At 71.8% G+C, this 20,438-nt stretch carries 17 protein-coding genes and 1 pseudogene; 10 read left to right on the forward strand and 8 right to left on the reverse strand.

All coding sequences use genetic code 11. The annotated features are described in order from the left end of the window. Positions 1-3: 3 nt before the first annotated feature. Both ACFY6S_RS12230 and ACFY6S_RS12235 read left to right on the forward strand, forming a co-directional pair. Positions 4-516 carry an FMN-binding protein gene (locus ACFY6S_RS12230; protein ID WP_388826195.1) on the forward strand — a complete coding sequence of 171 codons (513 nt, stop codon included), beginning with the start codon at positions 4-6 and terminating at the stop codon, positions 514-516. Beyond that, positions 516-1,301: an FAD:protein FMN transferase gene (locus tag ACFY6S_RS12235; protein WP_388826199.1), complete on the forward strand. Its 786-nt coding sequence runs from the start codon at positions 516-518 to the stop codon at positions 1,299-1,301. The genes ACFY6S_RS12230 and ACFY6S_RS12235 overlap by 1 nt, the downstream gene beginning before the upstream one ends. Positions 1,302-1,363: 62 nt before the next feature. Here ACFY6S_RS12235 and ACFY6S_RS12240 read toward each other — a convergent pair whose 3' ends face one another. From ACFY6S_RS12240 to ACFY6S_RS12265, 6 genes are all read right to left on the reverse strand, one after another. Then, on the reverse strand, positions 1,364-1,900 hold the full coding sequence (locus tag ACFY6S_RS12240) for an arginine repressor (RefSeq protein ID WP_388826202.1): 537 nt from the start codon (positions 1,898-1,900) through the stop codon (positions 1,364-1,366). A gap of 7 nt (positions 1,901-1,907) precedes the next feature. Then, complete coding sequence (locus tag ACFY6S_RS12245; protein WP_388826205.1) at positions 1,908-3,107, reverse strand: acetylornithine transaminase; 1,200 nt, start codon at positions 3,105-3,107, stop codon at positions 1,908-1,910. Continuing rightward, complete coding sequence (argB, locus tag ACFY6S_RS12250) at positions 3,104-4,009, reverse strand: acetylglutamate kinase (protein ID WP_388826208.1); 906 nt, start codon at positions 4,007-4,009, stop codon at positions 3,104-3,106. The genes ACFY6S_RS12245 and argB overlap by 4 nt, the downstream gene beginning before the upstream one ends. After that, on the reverse strand, positions 4,006-5,172 hold the full coding sequence (gene argJ, locus ACFY6S_RS12255) for a bifunctional glutamate N-acetyltransferase/amino-acid acetyltransferase ArgJ (protein ID WP_388826211.1): 1,167 nt from the start codon (positions 5,170-5,172) through the stop codon (positions 4,006-4,008). Before argJ ends, argB begins: the two co-directional genes overlap by 4 nt. Beyond that, complete coding sequence (gene argC, locus ACFY6S_RS12260; RefSeq protein ID WP_388826214.1) at positions 5,169-6,206, reverse strand: N-acetyl-gamma-glutamyl-phosphate reductase; 1,038 nt, start codon at positions 6,204-6,206, stop codon at positions 5,169-5,171. The genes argJ and argC overlap by 4 nt, the downstream gene beginning before the upstream one ends. Positions 6,207-6,550: 344 nt before the next feature. Then, positions 6,551-7,723 (reverse strand): epoxide hydrolase family protein, encoded by a 1,173-nt coding sequence (locus tag ACFY6S_RS12265; protein ID WP_388826217.1) that lies wholly within the window; start codon positions 7,721-7,723, stop codon positions 6,551-6,553. An 81-nt stretch (positions 7,724-7,804) separates the two neighbouring features. Between ACFY6S_RS12265 and ACFY6S_RS12270 the strand changes: the two are divergent. Both ACFY6S_RS12270 and recQ read left to right on the forward strand, forming a co-directional pair. After that, positions 7,805-8,371 (forward strand): annotated as a pseudogene (locus tag ACFY6S_RS12270) (CGNR zinc finger domain-containing protein); the annotation flags it as partial. 111 nt (positions 8,372-8,482) lie between these two features. After that, positions 8,483-10,432 carry a DNA helicase RecQ gene (gene recQ / locus ACFY6S_RS12275; RefSeq protein WP_388826220.1) on the forward strand — a complete coding sequence of 650 codons (1,950 nt, stop codon included), beginning with the start codon at positions 8,483-8,485 and terminating at the stop codon, positions 10,430-10,432. 176 nt (positions 10,433-10,608) lie between these two features. On the opposite strand, the gene ACFY6S_RS12280 is transcribed toward recQ, so the two are convergent. Next, entirely contained in the window at positions 10,609-11,892 is a 1,284-nt protein-coding gene (locus tag ACFY6S_RS12280; RefSeq protein ID WP_388826223.1) for a Gfo/Idh/MocA family protein, read from the reverse strand. Between the two features lie 72 nt (positions 11,893-11,964). On the opposite strand from ACFY6S_RS12280, the gene ACFY6S_RS12285 reads away from it, so the two are divergent. The 5 genes from ACFY6S_RS12285 (at position 11,965) to ACFY6S_RS12305 (ending at position 17,984) form a co-directional block, all read left to right on the forward strand. Further along, positions 11,965-13,173: an ROK family transcriptional regulator gene (locus tag ACFY6S_RS12285; protein ID WP_388826226.1), complete on the forward strand. Its 1,209-nt coding sequence runs from the start codon at positions 11,965-11,967 to the stop codon at positions 13,171-13,173. A gap of 137 nt (positions 13,174-13,310) precedes the next feature. Further along, a complete protein-coding gene (locus tag ACFY6S_RS12290) occupies positions 13,311-14,573 on the forward strand; it encodes an ABC transporter substrate-binding protein (RefSeq protein ID WP_388826229.1) in 1,263 nt (420 codons plus the stop codon). Between the two features lies 1 nt (position 14,574). Beyond that, positions 14,575-15,633: a carbohydrate ABC transporter permease gene (locus ACFY6S_RS12295; protein ID WP_388826232.1), complete on the forward strand. Its 1,059-nt coding sequence runs from the start codon at positions 14,575-14,577 to the stop codon at positions 15,631-15,633. Next, on the forward strand, positions 15,626-16,462 hold the full coding sequence (locus ACFY6S_RS12300; protein WP_388826235.1) for a carbohydrate ABC transporter permease: 837 nt from the start codon (positions 15,626-15,628) through the stop codon (positions 16,460-16,462). Before ACFY6S_RS12295 ends, ACFY6S_RS12300 begins: the two co-directional genes overlap by 8 nt. A 109-nt stretch (positions 16,463-16,571) precedes the next feature. Then, complete coding sequence (locus tag ACFY6S_RS12305) at positions 16,572-17,984, forward strand: DUF4832 domain-containing protein (RefSeq protein WP_388826238.1); 1,413 nt, start codon at positions 16,572-16,574, stop codon at positions 17,982-17,984. Between the two features lie 80 nt (positions 17,985-18,064). Here the strand turns inward: ACFY6S_RS12305 and ACFY6S_RS12310 are convergent, their stop codons facing one another. Continuing rightward, positions 18,065-19,504, reverse strand: coding sequence for a PLP-dependent aminotransferase family protein (locus ACFY6S_RS12310; RefSeq protein WP_388826241.1), 1,440 nt, complete (start codon positions 19,502-19,504; stop codon positions 18,065-18,067). Between ACFY6S_RS12310 and ACFY6S_RS12315 the strand changes: the two genes are divergently transcribed. Then, complete coding sequence (locus tag ACFY6S_RS12315; RefSeq protein WP_388826244.1) at positions 19,503-20,429, forward strand: DMT family transporter; 927 nt, start codon at positions 19,503-19,505, stop codon at positions 20,427-20,429. The genes ACFY6S_RS12310 and ACFY6S_RS12315 overlap by 2 nt on opposite strands. Positions 20,430-20,438 lie beyond the last annotated feature (9 nt).

Below are 20,438 nucleotides of genomic sequence, written 5' to 3' on the forward strand. Positions count from 1 at the left end.
ACGATGAAGAGGAAGCATCCGCTCCGGCGGATCATGATCGGTGTGGCGGCGACCGCGTCGGGCGTTGTTCTGCTGCTCGCCCTGAAACAGCCGGGTGGCGCCCCGGTGGCCGGCGCCCCCGCCGGGACCGGCGCCGGGATCTCCGCCACCGCGGGCGGTGGGGGCGGACCGTCGGGCGCGGACGCGGGCGCGGAGACCGGCGCGGGCGCGGACACCGGTGCGGGATCGGCGCCCGAGGGTCCGCGTACGGTGCTGGGGAACGCCGTGAACACCCCGTACGGGCCGGTCCAGGTCCGGATCACCGTCGACGGCGGCAGGATCACCGAGTCCCGGGCGGTGCGGGCCCCGGACGGTGATCCGCGCAGCCAGTCCGTCACGGCGGACGCCGTACCCAGGCTCGACCGGGCCGCCGTGGCGGCGGGGAACGCCGAGGTCGACGCCGTCTCCGGCGCCAGTTACACCAGCGCGGGCTACCGCGCGTCGCTCCAGAGCGCCCTCGACACGGCGGGCCTCTGATGGAGTCCGACGACGCGCCCGTCGCCGCGGTGCGTCATGTCGAGGAGTCGATGGGCACGGTCTTCTCGTTCGACATCCGCGGGGTCACGGACGAGGCCCGGGTCCTGGCGGGGCTCCGGGCGGCCGTGGCCTGGCTGCACCGCGCCGACGAGGTCTTCTCCACGTACCGTCCCGACAGCCAGCTCATGCGGCTGGGCCGGGGGGAGCTGGAGCTGTCCGCGTGTGTGACCGAGGTGGCCGAGGTGCTGGAGCTGTGTACCCGGGCGGAGCGGGAGAGCGGCGGTTGGTTCACCGCGGGGTACGCGGGCGGTCTGGACCCGACGGGCCTGGTGAAGGGCTGGGCGGTGGAACGGGCCGTCCGGATGCTCGCCTCCTCCGGGGCCGGCTCGGTGTGCCTGAACGGGGGCGGCGACATCCAGCTGACCGGCGGACCCTGGCGCGTGGGCATCGCCGACCCGCTGCGTCCCGGGGCGCTGGCTGCGGTCGTCGCCGTCCGGGACGGGGGCCTCGGTGTGGCCACCTCCGGCCCGGCCGAGCGCGGCTGCCACATCGTCGACCCGTACACCGGCGCGCCCCCGGCCGACGCGCTCGCCTCGCTCAGCGTGGTCTGCCCGGACGGGCTGACGGCGGCGGACGTACGGGCGACGGCCGGGTACGCCATGGGCGGGCGGGCCCGCGACTGGCTGGAGGGGCTTCCCGGCACCGAGGGCTTCGCGGTCACCGCCGACGGCGCGACCTGGGCGACGAGCGGCTTCCACCGGTACGCGGCCGGGGCGGGCGGGTAGCCCCGGCGGCACGGCGCCCGGGCAGGGCGCCGGGCCGGGACGGCTCCTCGACGGGCCACCGCTCAGCGCTCGTTCTGCGCCAGCTTCAGCATGTGGTCCGCGAGTGCCTGTCCGCCCGCCGGGTCGCGGCTGATCAGCATCAGTGTGTCGTCCCCCGCGATGGTGCCGAGGATGTCGCTCAACTCCGCCTGGTCGATGGCCGAGGCGAGGAACTGGGCCGCTCCCGGAGGGGTGCGCAGCACGACGAGGTTGGCCGACGCCTCGGCGGAGATGAGGAGTTCACCGGCGAGCCGGCGCATGCGCTCCTCCTTCGCCGACTCGCCCAGCGGCGCGTGGGGGGTGCGGTAGCCGCCCTCGCTGGGGACCGCGTAGATCAACTCGCCGCCGGTGTTGCGGATCTTCACGGCGCCCAGTTCGTCCAGGTCGCGGGAGAGCGTCGCCTGAGTGACGCTCAGCCCGTCGTCCGCGAGCAGTTTCGCCAGCTGGCTCTGCGAGCGCACCGGCTGCCGGTTCAGGATGTCGACGATCCGGCGGTGGCGGGCGGTTCTGGTCTGCGGCACGGACTGCCCGCCGTGCTCGTTCTCCTGGGCCTCGGTCATCGTCGTCTCATTCCCCTGATCGTCCTTCCGCGTACGCCTCGTCGAGGATGCCGGGCAGTGCCCGGAGCAGCCCGTCCACCTCGCCGTCGCCGATGACCAGCGGCGGCATCAGCCGTAGGACATCGGGGGCGGGCGCGTTCACGAGGAACCCGGCACCCTGAGCCGCCTGTTGCGCCCGGGGCGCGAGGGGCTCGGTGAGCACGATACCCAGGAGCAGTCCCGCGCCGCGGACGTGGGAGACCAGTGGATGGCCGAGCGCCTCGACCTCGTTCCGTACCCGCTCGCCGAGCCGCTTCACCTCGTCGAGGAGTCCGTCGGCGGCCAGGGTGTCGAGTACGGCGAGTCCGGCGGCGCAGGCGACGGGGTTGCCGCCGAACGTCGTGCCGTGCTGGCCGGGCTTGAGGAGATCGGCGGCTTCCCCGAAGGCGAGGGTCGCGCCGAGGGGCAGGCCGCCGCCGAGTCCCTTGGCGAGGGTGACGACATCGGGCAGGACGCCTTGGTGGGCCTGGTACTCGAACCAGTTGCCCGTCCGGCCGACGCCCGTCTGGACCTCGTCCAGGACGAGGAGGGTGCCGGTCGCGCTCGTGATCTCCCTCGCCGCTTCCAGATAGCCCGCGGGCGGTACGACCACTCCGTTCTCGCCCTGGATCGGCTCGATGATCACGAGCGCCGTCTCCTCGGTGACGGCGGCCCGCAGCGCGTCCGTGTCTCCGTACGGGACATGCGTGACCTCGCCGGGCAGCGGCAGGAACGGCTCCCGCTTGCCGGGCTGGCCGGTGAGGGCGAGCGCGCCCATGGTGCGGCCGTGGAAGCCGCCGGTGGTGGCGACCATGTGGCGGCGGCCGGTGAGCCGGCCGATCTTGAAGGCGGCTTCGTTGGCCTCGGCGCCCGAGTTGCAGAAGTAGACGCGTCCCGGCCGGCCGGCGAGCTGGATCAGCCGCTCGGCGAGGGCGATGGGCGGCTCGGCGAGGAAGAGGTTGGAGACATGGCCGAGGGAGGCGATCTGCCCGGAGACGGCCTTGACGACGGCGGGGTGGGCGTGGCCGAGGGCGTTCACCGCGATACCGCCGACGAAGTCGGTGTACGGGGTGCCCTCGGCGTCCCAGACCCGGGCGCCCTCACCACGTACCAGGGCCAGGCCGGGCGTGCCGTAGTTGTCGGCCATCACGTTCCGCCAGCGCTGCGAAAGCTCCTGGTTGCCGCTCACTCCGTGCTCCCTTCCGGTCCGTCCGGCACGACCATCGTGCCGATTCCCTCGTCGGTGAAGATCTCCAGCAGGATCGAGTGCTGGACCCGTCCGTCGAGTACGCGTGCGGTGGTGACGCCGTTGCGCACGGCGTACAGGCAGCCCCGCATCTTCGGCACCATGCCGCTGGACAGCTCGGGCAGCAGCTTCTCCAGCTGGGTGGCGGTGAGCCTGCTGATCACGTCGTCGCTGTTCGGCCAGTCCTCGTACAGGCCCTCGACATCGGTGAGGACCATCAGCGTCTCGGCGCCGAGAGCGACGGCGAGCGCGGCGGCGGCCGTGTCGGCGTTGACGTTGTAGACGTGTCCGTCGTCGGCGCTGCGCGCGATGGACGAGATGACCGGGATGCGGCCGTCCGCGAGCAGCGTCTCGATGGCGCCGGGGTCGATCTCGGTGATCTCGCCGACGCGGCCGATGTCGACCGGTTCGCCGTCGATGACCGGCCGGTGCCGGGTCGCGGTGATGGTGTGCGCGTCCTCGCCGGTCATGCCGACGGCGAGCGGGCCGTGCTGGTTGAGCAGCCCGACCAGTTCGCGCTGGACCTGTCCGGCCAGCACCATCCGTACGACGTCCATGGCCTCGGGTGTGGTGACCCGCAGTCCGGCCTTGAACTCGCTGGCCAGACCGTGCCGGGCCAGCTGCGCGTTGATCTGGGGGCCGCCGCCATGTACGACGACGGGTTTGAGGCCGGCCTGGCGCAGGAAGACGACGTCCTGGGCGAAGGCGGCCTTGAGGTCCTCGTCGACCATGGCGTTGCCGCCGAACTTGATGACGACGGTCCTGCCGTAGTGGCGGGTGAGCCAGGGCAGCGCCTCGATGAGGATCTGTGCCTTGGGCAGCGCGGTGTGCTTGCGGGCGGTCATGAGCTGTACGCGCTGTTCTCGTGGACGTAGTCGGCGGTGAGGTCGTTGGCCCAGATGACGGCCGACTCCGTGCCGGCCGAGAGGTCGGCGGTGATCCGGACCTCGCGGTAGCGCATGTCGACCAGGTCGCGGTCCTCGCCCACCGAGCCGTTCTCGCAGACCCAGACGTCGTTGATGGCGACGTTGAGCCGGTCGGGGTCGAAGGCGGCGGCCGTGGTGCCGATGGCGGACAGGACCCGGCCCCAGTTGGGGTCCTCGCCGTGGATGGCGCACTTGAGGAGGTTGTTGCGGGCGATGGAGCGGCCCACCTCGACGGCGTCGTCCTCGGTCGCGGCGTTGATCACCTCGATCCGGATGTCCTTGGAGGCGCCCTCGGCGTCGCCGATCAGCTGGCGCGCCAGGTCCGCGCAGACCGTACGGACGGCCTCGGCGAAGTCGTCGTGGGCGGGGGTCGCGCCGGACGCGCCGGAGGCGAGCAGCAGCACGGTGTCGTTGGTGGACATGCAGCCGTCGGAGTCGACGCGGTCGAAGGTGGTACGGGTGGCGGCGCGCAGCGCGGTGTCCAGCGCCGGGGTGTCGATGTCGGCGTCGGTGGTGAGGACGACGAGCATGGTGGCGAGGCCGGGTGCGAGCATGCCGGCGCCCTTGGCCATGCCGCCGACCGTCCAGGCCACTCCGTCGCTCTCGCCGCCGGCGACGGCGGTCTTGTGGACGGTGTCGGTGGTCTTGATGGCGATGGCGGCCTTCTCGCCGCCGTGCTCGGAGAGTTCGGCGGCTGCCTTCTCGATGCCGGGCAGCAGCTTGTCCATGGGCAGGAGCAGGCCGATCAGACCGGTGGAGGCCACGGCGATCTCACCGGCGCTGTGCCCGTCCAGCACCGCGGCCGCCTGCTCGGCGGTGGCGTGGGTGTCCTGGAAGCCCCGGGGCCCCGTACAGGCGTTGGCGCCACCGGAGTTGAGGACGACGGCGGTGACGGCGCCGCCCTTGAGCACCTGCTCGGACCAGAGGACCGGGGCGGCCTTGACACGGTTGGAGGTGAAGACGCCCGCGGCGGCGCGGCGCGGTCCGTTGTTGACCACGAGGGCCAGGTCGGGTCCGCCGTTCTCCTTGATCCCGGCGGCGATGCCCGCCGCCGTGAATCCCTTCGCTGCGGTGACGCTCAAGGTGCCACTCCGATCGTGGAGAGTCCGGTGTCCTCGGGGAGTCCGAGGGCGATGTTCATGCTCTGCACCGCGCCGCCTGCGGTGCCCTTGGTGAGGTTGTCGATGGCGCTGATCGCGATGAGGCGGCCGGCGTGCTCGTCGTACGCGACCTGGACCTGTGCGGCGTTCGAGCCGTACACGGAAGCGGTGGCGGGCCACTGCCCCTCGGGGAGCAGCCGGACGAACGGTTCGTCGGCGAACGCCTTCTCGTAGGCGTCCCGTACGTCCCGGCGGGTGATGCCGGGGCGTGCCTTGGCGGAGCAGGTGGCGAGGATGCCGCGCGGCATGGGGGCGAGGGTGGGGGTGAAGGAGACGGTGATCCGCTCCCCCGCCGCCGCGCTGAGGTTCTGGATCATCTCGGGGGTGTGCCGGTGGCCGCCGCCGACGCCGTACGGCGACATGGAGCCCATCACCTCGGAGCCGAGCAGATGCGGTTTGGCGGCCTTGCCCGCGCCGGAGGTGCCGGACGCGGCGGTGATGACGGCCTCGGGCTCGGCGAGAGCGGCCGCGTACGCCGGGAAGAGCGCGAGCGAGACGGCCGTGGGGTAGCAGCCGGGGACCGCGATCCGCTTGCTCCCGGCCAGCGCGGCGCGCCCGCCCGGCAGCTCGGGCAGTCCGTACGGCCAGGTCCCGGCGTGCGGGGAACCGTAGAACCGCTCCCAGTCCGCCGCGTCCCGCAGCCGGAAGTCGGCTCCCATGTCCACGACGAGCACGTCGTCCCCGAGCTGCTCGGCGACCGCGGCGGACTGGCCGTGCGGCAGCGCGAGGAACACGATGTCGTGTCCGGCGAGCACCTCGGCGGTGGTCGGCTCCAGCACCCGGTCCGCCAGCGGCGCCAGGTGCGGCTGAAGCCCGCCGAGCGGCTGGCCGGCGTTGGAGTTGCCGGTGAGGGCCCCGATCTCGATCGCGGGATGAGCGAGCAGCAGCCGGAGCACTTCCCCGCCCGCGTATCCGCTCGCTCCGGCCACGGCGGCGCGTAGAGCACGTACAGCCATCGAAAAACCCTCCTCGGTAATGGCATGACTATACGTACGTACGCAGCTTTATGCAATGGTGCGATCGTGAGGGCCGTCAGACCGGCGACGGAGCCGCTCGGGCCGCCGGCTCATCGGCCACCCCGGCCCGCGGCTCCCGCCAGGAGGCGACAGGGCCAGGCGGCCGTCGTCGGTATCGCGGTGACCGGGGACGCCGGCCGACCTGGCCGAAGACCGACCCGAGCGGGCCGCACCGCCGGAGTCCGGGCCCTCACCCGGCCTCGGCACCGCCGCCCCACGGGCTCGGCGCCCTCGTGGGGATCGGGCCGCTCGGCGTCGATCGAGTTCCGGTCCCCCGGCTGCGGTCACCGATGGGCGGCCAGCACCGCCGCGAGGCCCTCTCGCAGGTCTTGGACGAAATACTCGGGGACCTCCAGCGACGGGAAATGTCCCCCGGATTCGGGTGAGTTCCAGCGGACGATCCGGCGGTACCGCTCCTGCGCCCAGGTGCGCGGGCTCTTCTCGACGTCGCGGGGGTACATGGTGATCGCCGACGGGACGTCGACCCGGAGTCGGGGGTCGAGCGAGTTGTGGCTCTCGTAGTAAATACGGGCGGACGACGCGCCGGTCCGTGTCAGCCAGTACAGGGTGACGTCGTCAAGAACGCGGTCCCTGGACATCGTCTCGAACGGGCTGTCCTCGGTGTCCGACCACTCCGCGAACTTGTCGAGGATCCAGGCGAGAAGCCCGACCGGCGAGTCGACGAGTGAGTAGCCGATGGTCTGCGGCCGGGTCGCCTGCTGCTTCGCGTACGCCGCGCGATGGTGCCAGAAGTCGCGGGTTTCCTCGGTCCACCGGCGTTCGACCGCCGTCAGTCCGTCCGTCGGCAACCCGGGCGGCGCCTCCGCGAACGTGGCGTGGATGCCGAGAACATGCGCCGGGAACCTGCCGCCGAGGACCGTGGTGATATTGCCTCCCCAGTCGCCGCCGTGGGCCAGGAACCTGCTGTAGCCGAGCCTTCCCATCAGTTCGACCCATGCGGCCGCGATCTTCTCGGTTCCCCACCCGGTGGTGGCCGGCTTGTCGCTGTATCCGAAGCCCGGCAGTGACGGGGCCACCACGTGGAACGCCGGCGCGTCCGCGTCCTTCGGGTCCGCCAACTCCTCCACCACATCGGTGAACTCGGCAATGCTGCCCGGCCAGCCGTGCGTCATGATCAGAGGAGTGGCGTCCGCGCGCGTGGAGCGGCGGTGCAGGAAGTGGATTCCCAGACCGTCGATGGTCGTGCGGAACTGGCCGATCCGGTCAAGGCGCTTCTCGAAAGTCCGCCAGTCGTACCGGGTGCGCCAGTAGTTGACGAGATCGATGAGGTCGGCGAGCGGAACGCCCTGGTCCCACCGGCGGGGGCCGGGGGCGGCGCCATGAACCGTCTCGGCCTCCGGCAGTCGCGCCGAGGCCAGTCGCAGACGCAGATCGTCCAGGTCGGCGTCGGTCGCGTGGGCTTCAAACACTTGCACGTCGCTGGTCGGACGGGACATGAGACCTCCTGGCTTCGTGGAACCGTCTAAGACGGTTCTAACAGCCCTCGGAGCCACGCCGCAACCGGCTAAGGTGGTTCCATGCCTGCTCGCTTCCCTGACTTCCGCCTCGGCTCGGTGCTGGCGACCAGCTTCACCGGGACCCTCTCGGAGCGTCACGGCGAGGCCGTGGAGCGCATTCCCACGCCGCAGCGACTTGTCGACTGGCTGGCCGTGTACGGCCTCATCGTGGACTCCTGCACCGCCGCCCAGCTCGACCTCGCCCGGGAGCTGCGGGAGGCGATTCACGCCACCGCGACAGCGGCCGCGATCCAGGACGCTCTCCCCGCGTCTGCCGTCCACGTCATCAACAACCGCAGCGTCCAGGGGCGGGCCGCGGCCGTCCTGACCCCTGAGGGTGAGCGGCGGTGGCAGCTCGGCTCGGCTTCCCGCGTGGAAGACGCCCTCGGCGTGATCGCCGCCGACGCGATCGGCGTCGTCTCGGGCGAACGGGACGGAAAACTGGCCCTGTGCGCCTCACCGACCTGCCGGGCCGCCTTCTTCGACACCAGCCGAAGCCGCACCCGCAAATGGTGCGACATGAACACATGCGGCAATCGCCAGAAGAAAGCGCGCTTCCATGCCCATCAGCACAGGAACCCCTCGGCCACAGACCGTGTGGAGCGGGGCACGACCGGCGGGGCGGCGGGACGCGCGGTGGCCCCCGCCGGGCGACCGCACCCGCCATCGGGGGCGCCGGGCGCCTCGTAGACTCGACGGATGAGCGCTGCCGATGCCGACATCCGTGACGAAACCGAGCCCCCCGAGCCCCACCCCGAGGAGTATTTCGAGGAGGAGTATTTCGCGTTCGAGGAGGAACCGGCGAAGGGCCCGCGCACGGCCGCCGGCCCGGGCGAGCCGCTCGACGTGCTGCGCCGGGTCTTCGGTTACGACTCGTTCCGCGGGAGCCAGCAGGAGATCATCGAGCATGTGTCCGGCGGCGGCGACGCCCTGGTCCTCATGCCGACCGGCGGCGGGAAGTCGCTGTGCTACCAGATCCCCGCGCTGGTGCGCGAGGGCGTCGGTGTCGTCGTCTCGCCGCTCATCGCGCTCATGCAGGACCAGGTCGACGCCCTGCGCGCGCTCGGGGTGCGGGCCGGGTTCCTGAACTCCACCCAGGATCTCGACGAACGGCGGCTCGTGGAGAGCGAGTTCCTCGCGGGCGAGCTGGACCTGCTCTATCTGGCGCCGGAGCGGCTGCGCGTCGAGGCGACCGTACGGCTGCTGGAGCGCGGCACGATCTCACTGTTCGCGATCGACGAGGCGCACTGCGTGGCGCAGTGGGGCCACGACTTCCGCCCCGACTACCTCGCCCTGTCCTCGCTCCACGAGCGCTGGCCCGATGTGCCCCGTATCGCGCTGACCGCGACCGCCACCGAGGCCACGCACGCCGAGATCGCCTCCCGGCTGAAGCTCCAGGACGCGCGTCACTTCGTGGCGAGCTTCGACCGGCCCAACATCCAGTACCGCATCGCGCCGAAGGACGACCCCAAGCGGCAGCTGCTGCATCTGCTGCGCACCGAGCACCCCGGCGACGCGGGGATCGTCTACTGCCTGTCCCGGGCCTCGGTGGAGAAGACCGCCGAGTTCCTCGTGAAGAACGGGGTCGACGCGCTGCCGTACCACGCGGGTCTCGACGCCCGGGTACGGGCCGCGAACCAGGCGCGCTTCCTGCGGGAGGACGGCATGGTCATGGTCGCCACGATCGCCTTCGGGATGGGCATCGACAAGCCGGACGTACGGTTCGTCGCCCATCTCGACCTGCCGAAGTCCGTCGAGGGCTACTACCAGGAGACCGGACGTGCCGGGCGGGACGGGCTGCCGTCCACCGCCTGGCTGGCGTACGGGCTCCAGGACGTCGTCCAGCAGCGGAAGATGATCGACACCTCCGAGGGCGACGACGCGCACCGGCGGCGGCTGAGCGAGCACGTCGACGCCATGCTCGCGCTGTGCGAGACCGTCGAGTGCCGGCGCGTCCGGCTGCTGGCGTACTTCGGCCAGCAGAGCACGGCGTGCGGCAACTGCGACACCTGTCTGACCCCCGCCGAGTCGTGGGACGGCACGGTCCCGGCGCAGAAGCTGCTGTCGACGGTGGTCAGGCTGAAGCGCGAGCGCAACCAGAAGTTCGGCGCCGGGCAGATCACCGACATCCTGCTGGGGAAGAAGACGGCCAAGGTCATCCAGTTCGACCACGACGCGCTCAGCGTGTTCGGCATCGGTACGGAGCTGCGCGAGACGGAATGGCGCGGCGTGGCCCGGCAGATGCTGGCCCAGGGGCTGATCGCGGTCGAGGGCGACTACGGGACGCTGGTCCTGACGGAGAGCAGCGGCGAGGTGCTGGGCGGCCGGCGGCCCGTCGCGCTGCGGCGCGAGCCGGAGCGGGCGGCAAAGCCCGCGCGCGAGAAGACGGCCAAGGCGCGCTCGGCGCCGGTGGACCTGCCGGACGCGGCGGTGCCGGTCTTCGAGGCGCTGCGGGCCTGGCGGGCCGCCTCGGCGAAGGAGCAGGGCGTGCCCGCTTACGTCATCTTCCACGACGCGACGCTGCGCGCGATCGCGGTTCTGGGGCCGTCCACGCTGGCGGAGCTGGGCACGGTGACGGGGGTCGGCGAGAACAAGCTGGCGAAGTACGGGGAGCAGATCCTGGAGACGCTCGGTACCGCCGCGGCGTGAGGCGCCGTCGCCGTACCGGTGCGGCCGGGTACGACGCACTGCGGCCAGGGCCGCGCGGCACCGGTACGGCGCGGGTCGGGCCTTACCGGCACCGCCGCCCGGCCCTCGGTGGCGATACCGGTACGGCGTCCCGTGGCCCCGGAGCGCGGGACGCCGCACCGCGACCGTGACCCGCGTCAGACCGGCGCCGACCGCTCCGCCTCGTCCAGCCGGACCACGGTGTTGGTGACCCTGGCCCGCTCGGCGGCCCACACCACCCGGTGGGTGGCGAGGCTCTGCGCCGCGTCGGAGAGCAGGATCGACCGGTCCCCGGTGGCGACGGCGGTCAGGAACGCCTCGGTCAGCGCCTCGTCACCGCCGCCGTGGCCGTCCGCCGCTGAGGGTCCCGCCGCCGACGACGCGTCCACCGCGTCCACGGTGCGGTCCTCGCCGGTGCGGAAGTCGACGATCCGCAGGGTGTGTCCGTCGCCGTCGACGAATCCGTGCGTGCCCATCAGCCGGGTGCGCCGGTGTTCCATCGGGGTGAAGGCGCTCATGGTGAAGGAGCAGGTCGCGCCGGAGGGGAACGACATGTTGACCACCTGGTGGTCGACCACGTCGTTGTCGCTCGCGTAGACGCACCGGCCGTAGGGCCCGGTGCGCAGCGCGTCGAGCACCGCTTCCTCCGTGTGCTCCTCGGTGACCGCCGACAGCGGCCAGAACTCGGCCTCCGGGTCGCCGAGGCAGCCCAGATACAGCCGCTTCGCCGAGTAGGGGCAGGTCGGTTCCAGCGGGCAGTCCAGGCAGCGGTCCGCGGCCCCCTCGGGACGCTCCTCGGCACGGAAGTGGCTCAGACCGCCGAACGAGGTGACCTGGTCGGGCAGTTGGCCGAAGAGGTGGATCAGCCAGTCGATGTCGTGGCACGCCTTGGTCAGCAGCATGGGGGCCGAGGTGTCCTGGCGCCGCCAGTTCCCCCGTACGAAGGAGTGGGCCTGGTGCCACCAGCCGACCGGCTCCAGGTGCTGGACGCTGACGAGGCGGCCGATGGTCCCGTCCTCCAGCAGCCGGCGCAGCGCCCGGGTGTACGGGGTGTAGCGCAGCACATGGCAGACGGCCAGCATGATCCCGTTGCGTTCGGCCGCCTCGCTGATGGCGAGCGACTCGCGCTCGTCGGTGGCCATCGGTTTCTCCAGCATGATGTGGTAACCGAGGTCGGCCAGGGCCACGGCCGGGTCGGTGTGCAGCTGGTCCTGGGTGGCGATGATCGCCGCGTCCGCGAGGCGGGGAGCGCGGGCCAGTTCCGCCCAGCCCGGATAGACATGCTCCGGGGGGACGGAGAATTCGGCGGCGGCGGCCGCCCGGCGCAGCGGATCCGGCTCGGCCACCGCGACCACCCGTCCCAGGCCCGATGCCACCGCGTGTCGCGCGTAGGACTGCCCGCGCAGGCCGGAGCCGACCAGGGCTAGAGTCACCGAAGACATGGGATCCCTTCCAGAAATTACACCGGAGTCCCTCATTATTAGCCGTGAACAGCCCGACCTCAAGGGTGTGTGATGACCGAAAACCCGGCCGGCGGGGATCTCTCCCGGCTCCGCCGGCTCAACGCGCTCGCCGCGATCGGTGTGCTGCGCGGCGAACCGGCGCAGACCCTGACCGAGATCGCCCGGCGCACGGGCCTGTCGCGGGCCTCCACCGAGGACGTCGTACGCGAACTGCTGGAGCGCGGCTGGGTGGTGGAGGTGCCGCCGGCGCCCGGCACCGTGGGCCGCCCCGCCCGCCGCTACCGCTTCCGGGCCGACGCCGGCCGGGTCCTCGGGGTCGACATCGGCGGCCACAAGGTGCTGGCGCTGGTGGCGGATCTGGACGGCGAGGTGCAGCACAGCGCCCGGGTCGCCGTCACCCCGTCGATGGGGCGCACCGAGCGGCTGGCCGCCGTGGACCGGGCCGTACGGGAGGCGCTGTCCGGCTCCGGCACCCCCGCCTCCGGCGTGTGGGTGACCGGGGTGGCCACCACCGGGCTGGTCGACGGGACGGGCCGGGTGATGCTGTCCGAGGCGCTGCCCGAGTGGACCGGTCTCGATGTGGCCGCCCATGTCGGAGGGCTGGTGGCGGGCGCGATCCTGGTGGAGAACGACAGCAAGCTGGCGGCCCTGGCGGAGTCCTGGCGCGGGGTCGCCCGGCACGCCAAGGACGTGGTGTTCCTGCTGGCCGGGCTGCGTACGGGCACCGGCCTGATCATCGACGGCAAGCTGCACCGGGGCTTCGGCAACGCCGCCGGGGAGATCGGCGCGCTGCCGGCGGCCGGCTGGGAGCGCGCGCCGGACCATCTGCGGTCCTGGCCGGGCGGCCGGCCCGCCGACGATCCGCACGCGGCCCCGGAGGACGTCTTCCGGGCGGCCCGCGAGGGGGACCACAAGGCGGTGGCGGCGGTCCGGCGGTACGTGCGCGACCTGGCCGTCGGCGCCTCGGCCCTGGTGCTCACCCTCGATCCCGAACTGGTCGTGTACGGGGGCGGGTTCTCCCGCTCGGCCGATCTCATCGTGGAGCCGCTGCGGCGGGAGCTGGACCGCTGGTGCATCCGTACCCCGGAGGTCAGGGTCTCCGCCTTCGGCGACGAGGGAGTGGCCCTGGGCGCGCTGCGGCTGGCGCTGGACCATGTCGACCGAGGTCTGCACGAATCCGGTGAAATCGCCGCACCGGAGAGTTTTCTGACGCCGGGTGGGCCGGGGCGGCGCCGGTCGGTCCCGCGATCCGCTCCGTGACCCAATCGAGTCTTGACTTACTTTCCCTGGAATCCATCATTAGGCATTAACTTTCACGGCCCCGGACAGCATCGCTGCCCGGGGTCGGCCGTTGGTGCGTGGCGCCTGGTGCGCCTCGTTCATGAGGAGGTCCGGGCATGGGGAAGCTGGCGCGCGTGGGAGCGGCTCTGCTGGGGGTGGTGCTGTCGGTCTCCGCCTGTTCGGGCGGAGACTCGGCGGGGAGCGGCGGCGACGGGAAGGCGGTGCTGTCGTACGCGATCTGGGACAACAACCAGAAGCCCGTGATGGAGAAGCTGGCCAAGGAGTTCCACCGGACCCACCCGGACGTGACGGTCAAGGTGCGGCTCACCGCGTGGAACGAGTACTGGGCCAAGCTGAAGACGGCCGCCTCCGGCGGCGCGACCCCCGATGTCTTCTGGATGAACGGCCCCAACTTCCAGCTCTACGCGTCCAACGGGGTGATCAGACCGCTGGACGAGAAGTCGGCCGAAGGGCCGGTCGACCTGTCCGTCTACCCCGAGCAGCTGATCGATCTGTACACGTACGAGGGCAAGCACTACGGGCTGCCCAAGGACATGGACACGGTCGGGGTCTGGTACAACAAGGCGCTGTTCGACGCCCGGGGGGTCGAACACCCGGCGGACGACTGGACCTGGAGCGACTTCAAGAAGGCCGCCGCCCGGCTGACCGATCCCGCCAAGGGGGTGCACGGCGCCGCGGCGGAGCTGACCAGCTTCCAGGAGTACCAGTACAACACCATCGCCCAGGCGGGCGGTTACGTCATATCCCCGGACGGCAAGAAGTCCGGCTACGACGACCCGAAGACCATCGAGGGCCTGCGCTTCTGGACGGACCTGATCGAGAAGAAGCAGTCGCCCGACCTCAGAACCATGACCGACACGGCCCCGCTCCAGCTGTTCGAGGCGGGCAAGATCGCCATGTACTGGGGCGGTTCGTGGAACGCCGGCGAGTTCTCCGCGAACGAGTACACCAAGGACAAGGTGGACGTGGCGCCGCTGCCGCGGGGCGAGAAACGGGCCGCCGTCATCCACGGGGTGGCCAACGTGGTCTCGGCCAAGACCGCCCACCCGCGCGAGGCCGATGAGTTCGTCCGCTTCCTCGGCTCGAAGAAGGCCGCCGCCGCCCTCGGCGAGGCCGGGCCGCTGCCCGCCTACACGGGCACCCAGGACGGCTGGGTGAAGGCGCATCCGGAGTTCGCGCTGCGGACCTTCCTGGACGCGGCCGACTACGCGGTGCCGTTCCCCGTCTCGAAGAACACCGCGGCCTGGAACGAGGCGGAGCTGACCCATCTCACCAGGGCGTGGACCGGCGAGCAGTCCGTCGCCGAGGCATCCACCGCTCTGGCCGGGGCGATGAACGACCTGCTCGCCAAGGAGTGAGATGACGATCAGCTCCAGCCGTGAGTCCCTGACCGACGGCCCCGGTCCGGCCCCCGCACCGGCCCCCTCTCCCGCTCCCGCCCCGGCCTCCGCCCCTGACCCCGCCTCCGCCCCCGCCTCCGCCTCCGCCTCCGGGAGATCCCTGTTCGGCCGGCCCCTGCCACGCCGGGACCGCGTCGCGGAGGCCCTGTGGGGGTACGCGTTCATCGCGCCCGTCGGTCTCGGCCTGGCCGTCTTCTACCTCTGGCCCGTCGTCCAGACCGGCTACTTCTCGCTCACCGAGTGGGGCGCCTTCGGCGGCCACACCTGGACGGGGCTCGACAACTACCGCCGCCTGCTGAGCGACCCGGAGGTCGGCACCTCCCTGGTCAACACCCTGACGTACACGGTGCTGGGGCTGCTCGCCATCCCCCTCGCGATCGTCTTCGCCGCCCTGCTGAACCGGGAGGGGCTGCGCGGGGTGGGCGTCTACCGGACGCTGTTCTTCCTGCCCGTCGTCACCATGCCCGTCGCCGTCGCCATGGTCTGGCGCTGGCTGTACAACGGCGACTACGGGCTGATCAACCACGCGCTGTCGCTGTTCGGCGTCGACGGCCCCAACTGGATCGCGGACCCGGACACGGCCCTGTACGCGCTGGTCCTGGTGGGCATCTGGAGCAGCGTCGGCTACAACCTGATCATCTTCCTGGCCGGGATGCAGGCGATTCCCCGGGAGTACTACGACGCCGCCGCCATCGACGGGGCGGGTCCGGTACGGCAGTTCTTCAGGATCACCCTCCCGCTGCTCTCCCCCACCGCGTTCTTCGTGTCGGTCATCTCGGTGATCGGGTCACTGCAACTCTTCGACCTGGTCTACGTCCTGGCCGGTTCGGGGCAGAGCGCGCGCGCGAACCCCGCCTTCCCCCGGCTCCAGACGGTCGTCCAGCTTTTCTACGACCGGGCCTTCGTGACCAACGACCGAGGCTACGCGGCGGCGATCGTGATGGTGCTGCTGGCCATCATCGTCGCCCTGACGGCCCTCCAGTTCCGGCTCCAGAAGAGGTGGGTGCACTATGGCTGAGTCCCGGCCGCGCGCACGGACCAGGTCCCACATCGGGGTGCACGCCGTGCTGATCCCCGCCTCGCTGGTGATGATCGCGCCGTTTCTCTGGCAGTTCATCACCTCGCTCCAGACGCTCTCCACCGCCACCCGGGTGCCGCCGTCGCTGCTGCCGGCGGGCCACTGGGAGAACTACGGCAAGGTCTTCGGAATGCTGCCGTTCGGCGAGCAGTTCCTCAATACCGTGCTGATGGCGGCGGGCCGCACGGCCGGACAGATCCTGCTCTGCCCACTGGCCGCCTACGCCTTCGCCCGGCTGCGCTTCCCCGGGCGTCAGCCGCTGTTCGGGCTGTTCCTGTGCGTACTCATGGTGCCGCCGCAGCTTTTCATCATCCCGCAATACCAGATCATGTCGTCCCTGGGGTGGCTCAACTCCCTCCAGGCGCTGATCGTTCCGGGCATGTTCAGCGCCTTCGGGGTCTTCCTGCTGCGGCAGTTCTTCCTCGGTCTGCCGCCCGAGCTGGAGGAGGCGGCCCGCCTCGACGGCGCGGGACCGTTGCGGATCTACTGGTCGATCATGCTGCCGCTGGCCCGCCCCGGAGTGATCGCACTCTCCGTGCTCGCACTGCTCTGGTCATGGAATGATCTTTTCTGGCCACTGGTGGTCAACACCGACCCGGAGCAGATGACACTCTCCGCCGGACTGGCCACGCTCCAGGGGCAGTTCCAGACCGACTATCCGGTGCTGATGGCGGGTTCCCTGCTGGCGTCGCTGCCCGTGATCGCCGTCTTCGTCTTCCTCCAGCGCCAGTTCATCCAGGGGATCGCGCACACCGGCGTCAAGGGCTGACCCCGACGCCCCTTCCCCGCCGCAGCCTTCCGGCCGCCGCACCGGCCGGATCCCCCCACCGGGCCGCGATCCCGAGAGATCCCGGCCCCGACAGAAAGGAAGCAGCCCGATGAAGAGACCAACCCCCGGCCGACTCCTCCTCAAGGGCCTCACCCTGCTGGCCCTGGTCGGCACCGTGCTCGCCGGCGCCTCGCCCGCCTCCGCCCGGCTCGCCGACGCGGCGGCCGAGAGCGAGACGAGCGCCGCCTCGGTGACGTACACCCAGACCACCGAGAACATCGCCAACCCCGAGCGCGGCTTCTACCACCACCAGGGCGACTGCGACAAGACCGACTTCAGCGCCGCCACCCTCGCGAGCTACCGCACCAACGAGTCCGTCTCGCTGGTCATGTGCGTCTTCTACCTCGCCGACTTCAAGAACAGCGCGATCAGCCAGACGGCGCTGAACCGGCTCCAGCGGCAGTTCGACACCGTGCGCGCCGCCGGGCTCAAGACCATCGTGCGGTTCGCCTACACCGAGTCCACCGACGGCGCCGACGCCACCAAGGACCGCGTCCTCTCCCACCTCGACCAGCTCGCGCCGTACCTGAGCGCCAACAGCGACGTCATCTACGTGGTCCAGGCGGGCTTCGTCGGTGCCTGGGGCGAGGGGTACTACACCAAGAACTTCGGCGACGCGGGCACGATCACCACCGCCGACTGGGCCAACCGCAAGGCCGTCGTCGACAAGACCCTCAGCTCGCTGCCGTCCACCCGGATGGTGCAGCTGCGCACGCCCAAGTACAAGCGCACGATGTACGGGACCACCGCGCTGCCGGCCGCCCAGGCGTACAACGGCTCGTCGAACGCCCGGATCGGCCACCACAACGACTGCTTCCTCGCCAGCGCCGACGACTACGGCACCTACGAGAACACGGCCGTCGAATACCCCTATCTCGCCGCCGAGACGAACTACCTGCCGATGGGCGGCGAGACCTGCGGTGTCAACACACCCCGGACGAGCTGCCCCACCTCGGTGTCCGAGCTGAAGATGTTCCACTGGTCCTACCTCAACACGGACTACGAGCCGAACGTCATCAACGGCTGGCGCAGCGGCGGCTGTCTGCCCGAGATCACCCGTAACCTCGGCTACCGCTTCGCCCTCCAGAGCGGTACATACCCGACCACCGCGAGCCGGGGCGGCACGCTGCCGGTCAGTATCACCGTCAAGAACGACGGCTACGCGGCGCCGTTCAACCCGCGCGGCCTCGAACTGGTGCTGCGCAACAACGCCACCTCGCAGGTGTACCGGCTCGCCCTGACCGGCGACCCGCGCACCTGGCTCGCTGGCACCACCACCACGATCGACCGGAGCGTGACCCTGCCCAGCACCCTGCCGGCGGGCAGCTACAGCCTGCTGCTCAATCTCCCCGACCCGGCGCTGCCGCAGAATCCGCTGTACTCGATCAGGCTCGCCAACGCCTCCACGTGGGAGGCGGCCACCGGCTACAACAACCTGCTGCAGACGGTCACCGTGAGCTGACCGGCACCAGGGGCCGGCCCCGGGCGCGTCCGACAGCGCCCGTGGCCGGCCCGCTGACATCCCCGGCAGGTGCGGGGATCTCAGCGGCCGAGCACGCCGTCGCAGGCCGTGCGCAGCCGTCGGACGCCCTCGGTGATCTCCCCGGCGCCCGCCACCGCGGCGAAGCTCAGCCGCAGATGCGCGGCGGGCGGCTCCGCCCCGAAGTACGGCCGGCCCGGTGCGACCGCGACGCCCGCGCGCAGGGCGGCGGAGACGACGGCCCGTTCGTCGGTGCCGTCCGGCAGGCGCGGCCAGAGGTGGTAGCCGCCGGCGGGGACGTACGGAAGCGCGAGTTCGGGCAGCGCCGAGCGCAGGGCGGCGGTCATCGCGTTCCTGCGGTGCGTCAACTCCGCCGAGAGGGTGCGCAGATGGCGGCTCCAGGCGGCGGATCCCACGAGTTCGAGCGCGGCTTCCTGGAGCGGGCGCGGGACGAAGAAGGTGTCGACCACATGGATGGCGCGCAGCCGTTCCAGGACCGGGCCGCGCGCGGCCAGCGCGGCGACCCGCAGGCTCGGTGAGGTCGCCTTGGTGAGCGAGCAGACGTGGACGACGACGCCGTCGGGGTCGTCCGCGGCCAGCGGGCCGGGCAGCGGGCCCGCGTCCTCGTGGACCAGCCGCCGTACGAAGTCGTCCTCCACGACGAACGCCCCGGCCTCCCGGGCGATCCGCAGCACCTCGGGCCGGCGGGCCGCCGAGAGCACCGCGCCGGTGGGGTTCTGGAACAGCGGCTGGCAGATGAAGACCTTGGCGCCGGAGGCGCGGAACGCGGCGGCGAGCAGCTCGGGCCGTACCCCCTCGGCGTCCACCGGCACCGGTACGGGGCGGAGCCCGGCCGCGCGGGCGATGGCCAGCATCCCCGGATAGGTGGGCGATTCGACGAGGAGGGGCGCGCCGGGCGGGGCGAGTGCCCGCAGCGCCGTGGTCAGCGCGCTCTGGCCGCCCGCCGTGATCAGTACCTCGGCGGCGGTGCGGGTCTCCCCGATCCCCCGGGCGAACCAGTCGCGCAGCCCCGGCAGGCCGTCGACGGGCGGCCGGCCCCAGGCGCCCGGCCGCCGGCCCGCCCTGGCCAGGGCGGCGCCCATCGCCTGCTCGAGCTGGAGCGAGGGGTGCAGATAGCCGCCGTTGAACTCGATGACGCCCGGCGCGGGTTCGGCGAGGGTGACCAGCACCCCGGAGGCGTCGACGGTGCGCGGTACCGCGTCGGCCGGGGCGTCGGCGCTGAGGGTGATCTCCTGCCAGGAGGTGTCACCGGGCCGCGGTGTCGCGGTGCGGGCGGGGGCGCGGAAGGCCCCGGCGCCGGGGCGGGTGGTCACGAGCCCTTCAGCGGCGAGCCGGGCGAGGGCGCGGGAGACGGTCACCGGTGAGACCCGGAAGCGCTCGACCAGGGCACGACTGGACGGCAGCTTTCCACCGGGTGAGTAGCGGTTCAACTCCGATCGTAGGGAGTTCGCCAGATCGGCCACGCTGCTACGCTCTTGCATGACAACACAGGATAGCGCTACCGATTCCGGATCGATAGCAGTCGGTGACGCGGCCGGCGGCGCCCACCGGGACACCGGCGGCACACTGCTCGCCGTGCTCGGCGTCGTCTCCTTCTCGCTCACCTTCCCGTCCACCGTATGGGGGCTGGAGAGCTTCGGCCCCTGGTCCCTCGTCGCCGTGCGCGGTGTGCTCGCCGCGCTCCTCGCGGGCGTTTTCCTGCTGGCGCTGCGGGTCCGGCTCCCCGGGCGCCGCCACTGGGCCGGGCTCGCGGTGGTCGGCGGCGGGGTCGTGGTGGGCTTCCCGCTGCTGACGACGCTGGCGCTGGAGACCTCCACCACCGCGCACGCCGCCGTCGTGGTGGGGCTGCTGCCGCTGACCACGGCCGCGTTCGGCGCGGTGCGCACGGGCCGGCGGCCCTCCCGGAGCTTCTGGCTCGCGGCGCTCGCCGGCGCTGCCGTGGTCATCGCCTTCGCGGTCCAGCAGAGCGGCGGCGCCCTCTCCGCCGGGGATCTGTATCTCTTCGGCGCGCTGCTGGTCTGCGCGGCGGGCTACACGGAGGGCGGCCGGCTGGCCCGGGAGATGCCCGGCTGGCAGGTGATCGGCTGGGCGCTGATCTGCTGCCTGCCGCTCTCGGTGGCGGGCGCGGCGGTGGCGCTGTCCCTCGAACCGGTGCGCCTGTCGGCCCACGGGGTGACCGGGCTGGTCTGGGTGGCGGCCGGTTCGACGTTCTTCGGGCTGTACGTCTGGTACCGGGGCATGGCGTCGATCGGCACCGCCAAGGCCAGTCAGCTCCAGCTCGCCCAGCCGCTGCTGACCCTGGTCTGGTCGGTGCTCCTGCTGGGCGAACACCTCACGCCCGCCGCCCCGGTGGCCGCCGTGGCGGTGCTGGCCTGCATCGTGGTCACCCAGCGGGCCCGTACGTGAGTCCGGGGC

This window comes from Streptomyces sp. NPDC012835 (assembly GCF_042900885.1).
In the GTDB taxonomy this organism is placed as follows: domain Bacteria; phylum Actinomycetota; class Actinomycetes; order Streptomycetales; family Streptomycetaceae; genus Streptomyces.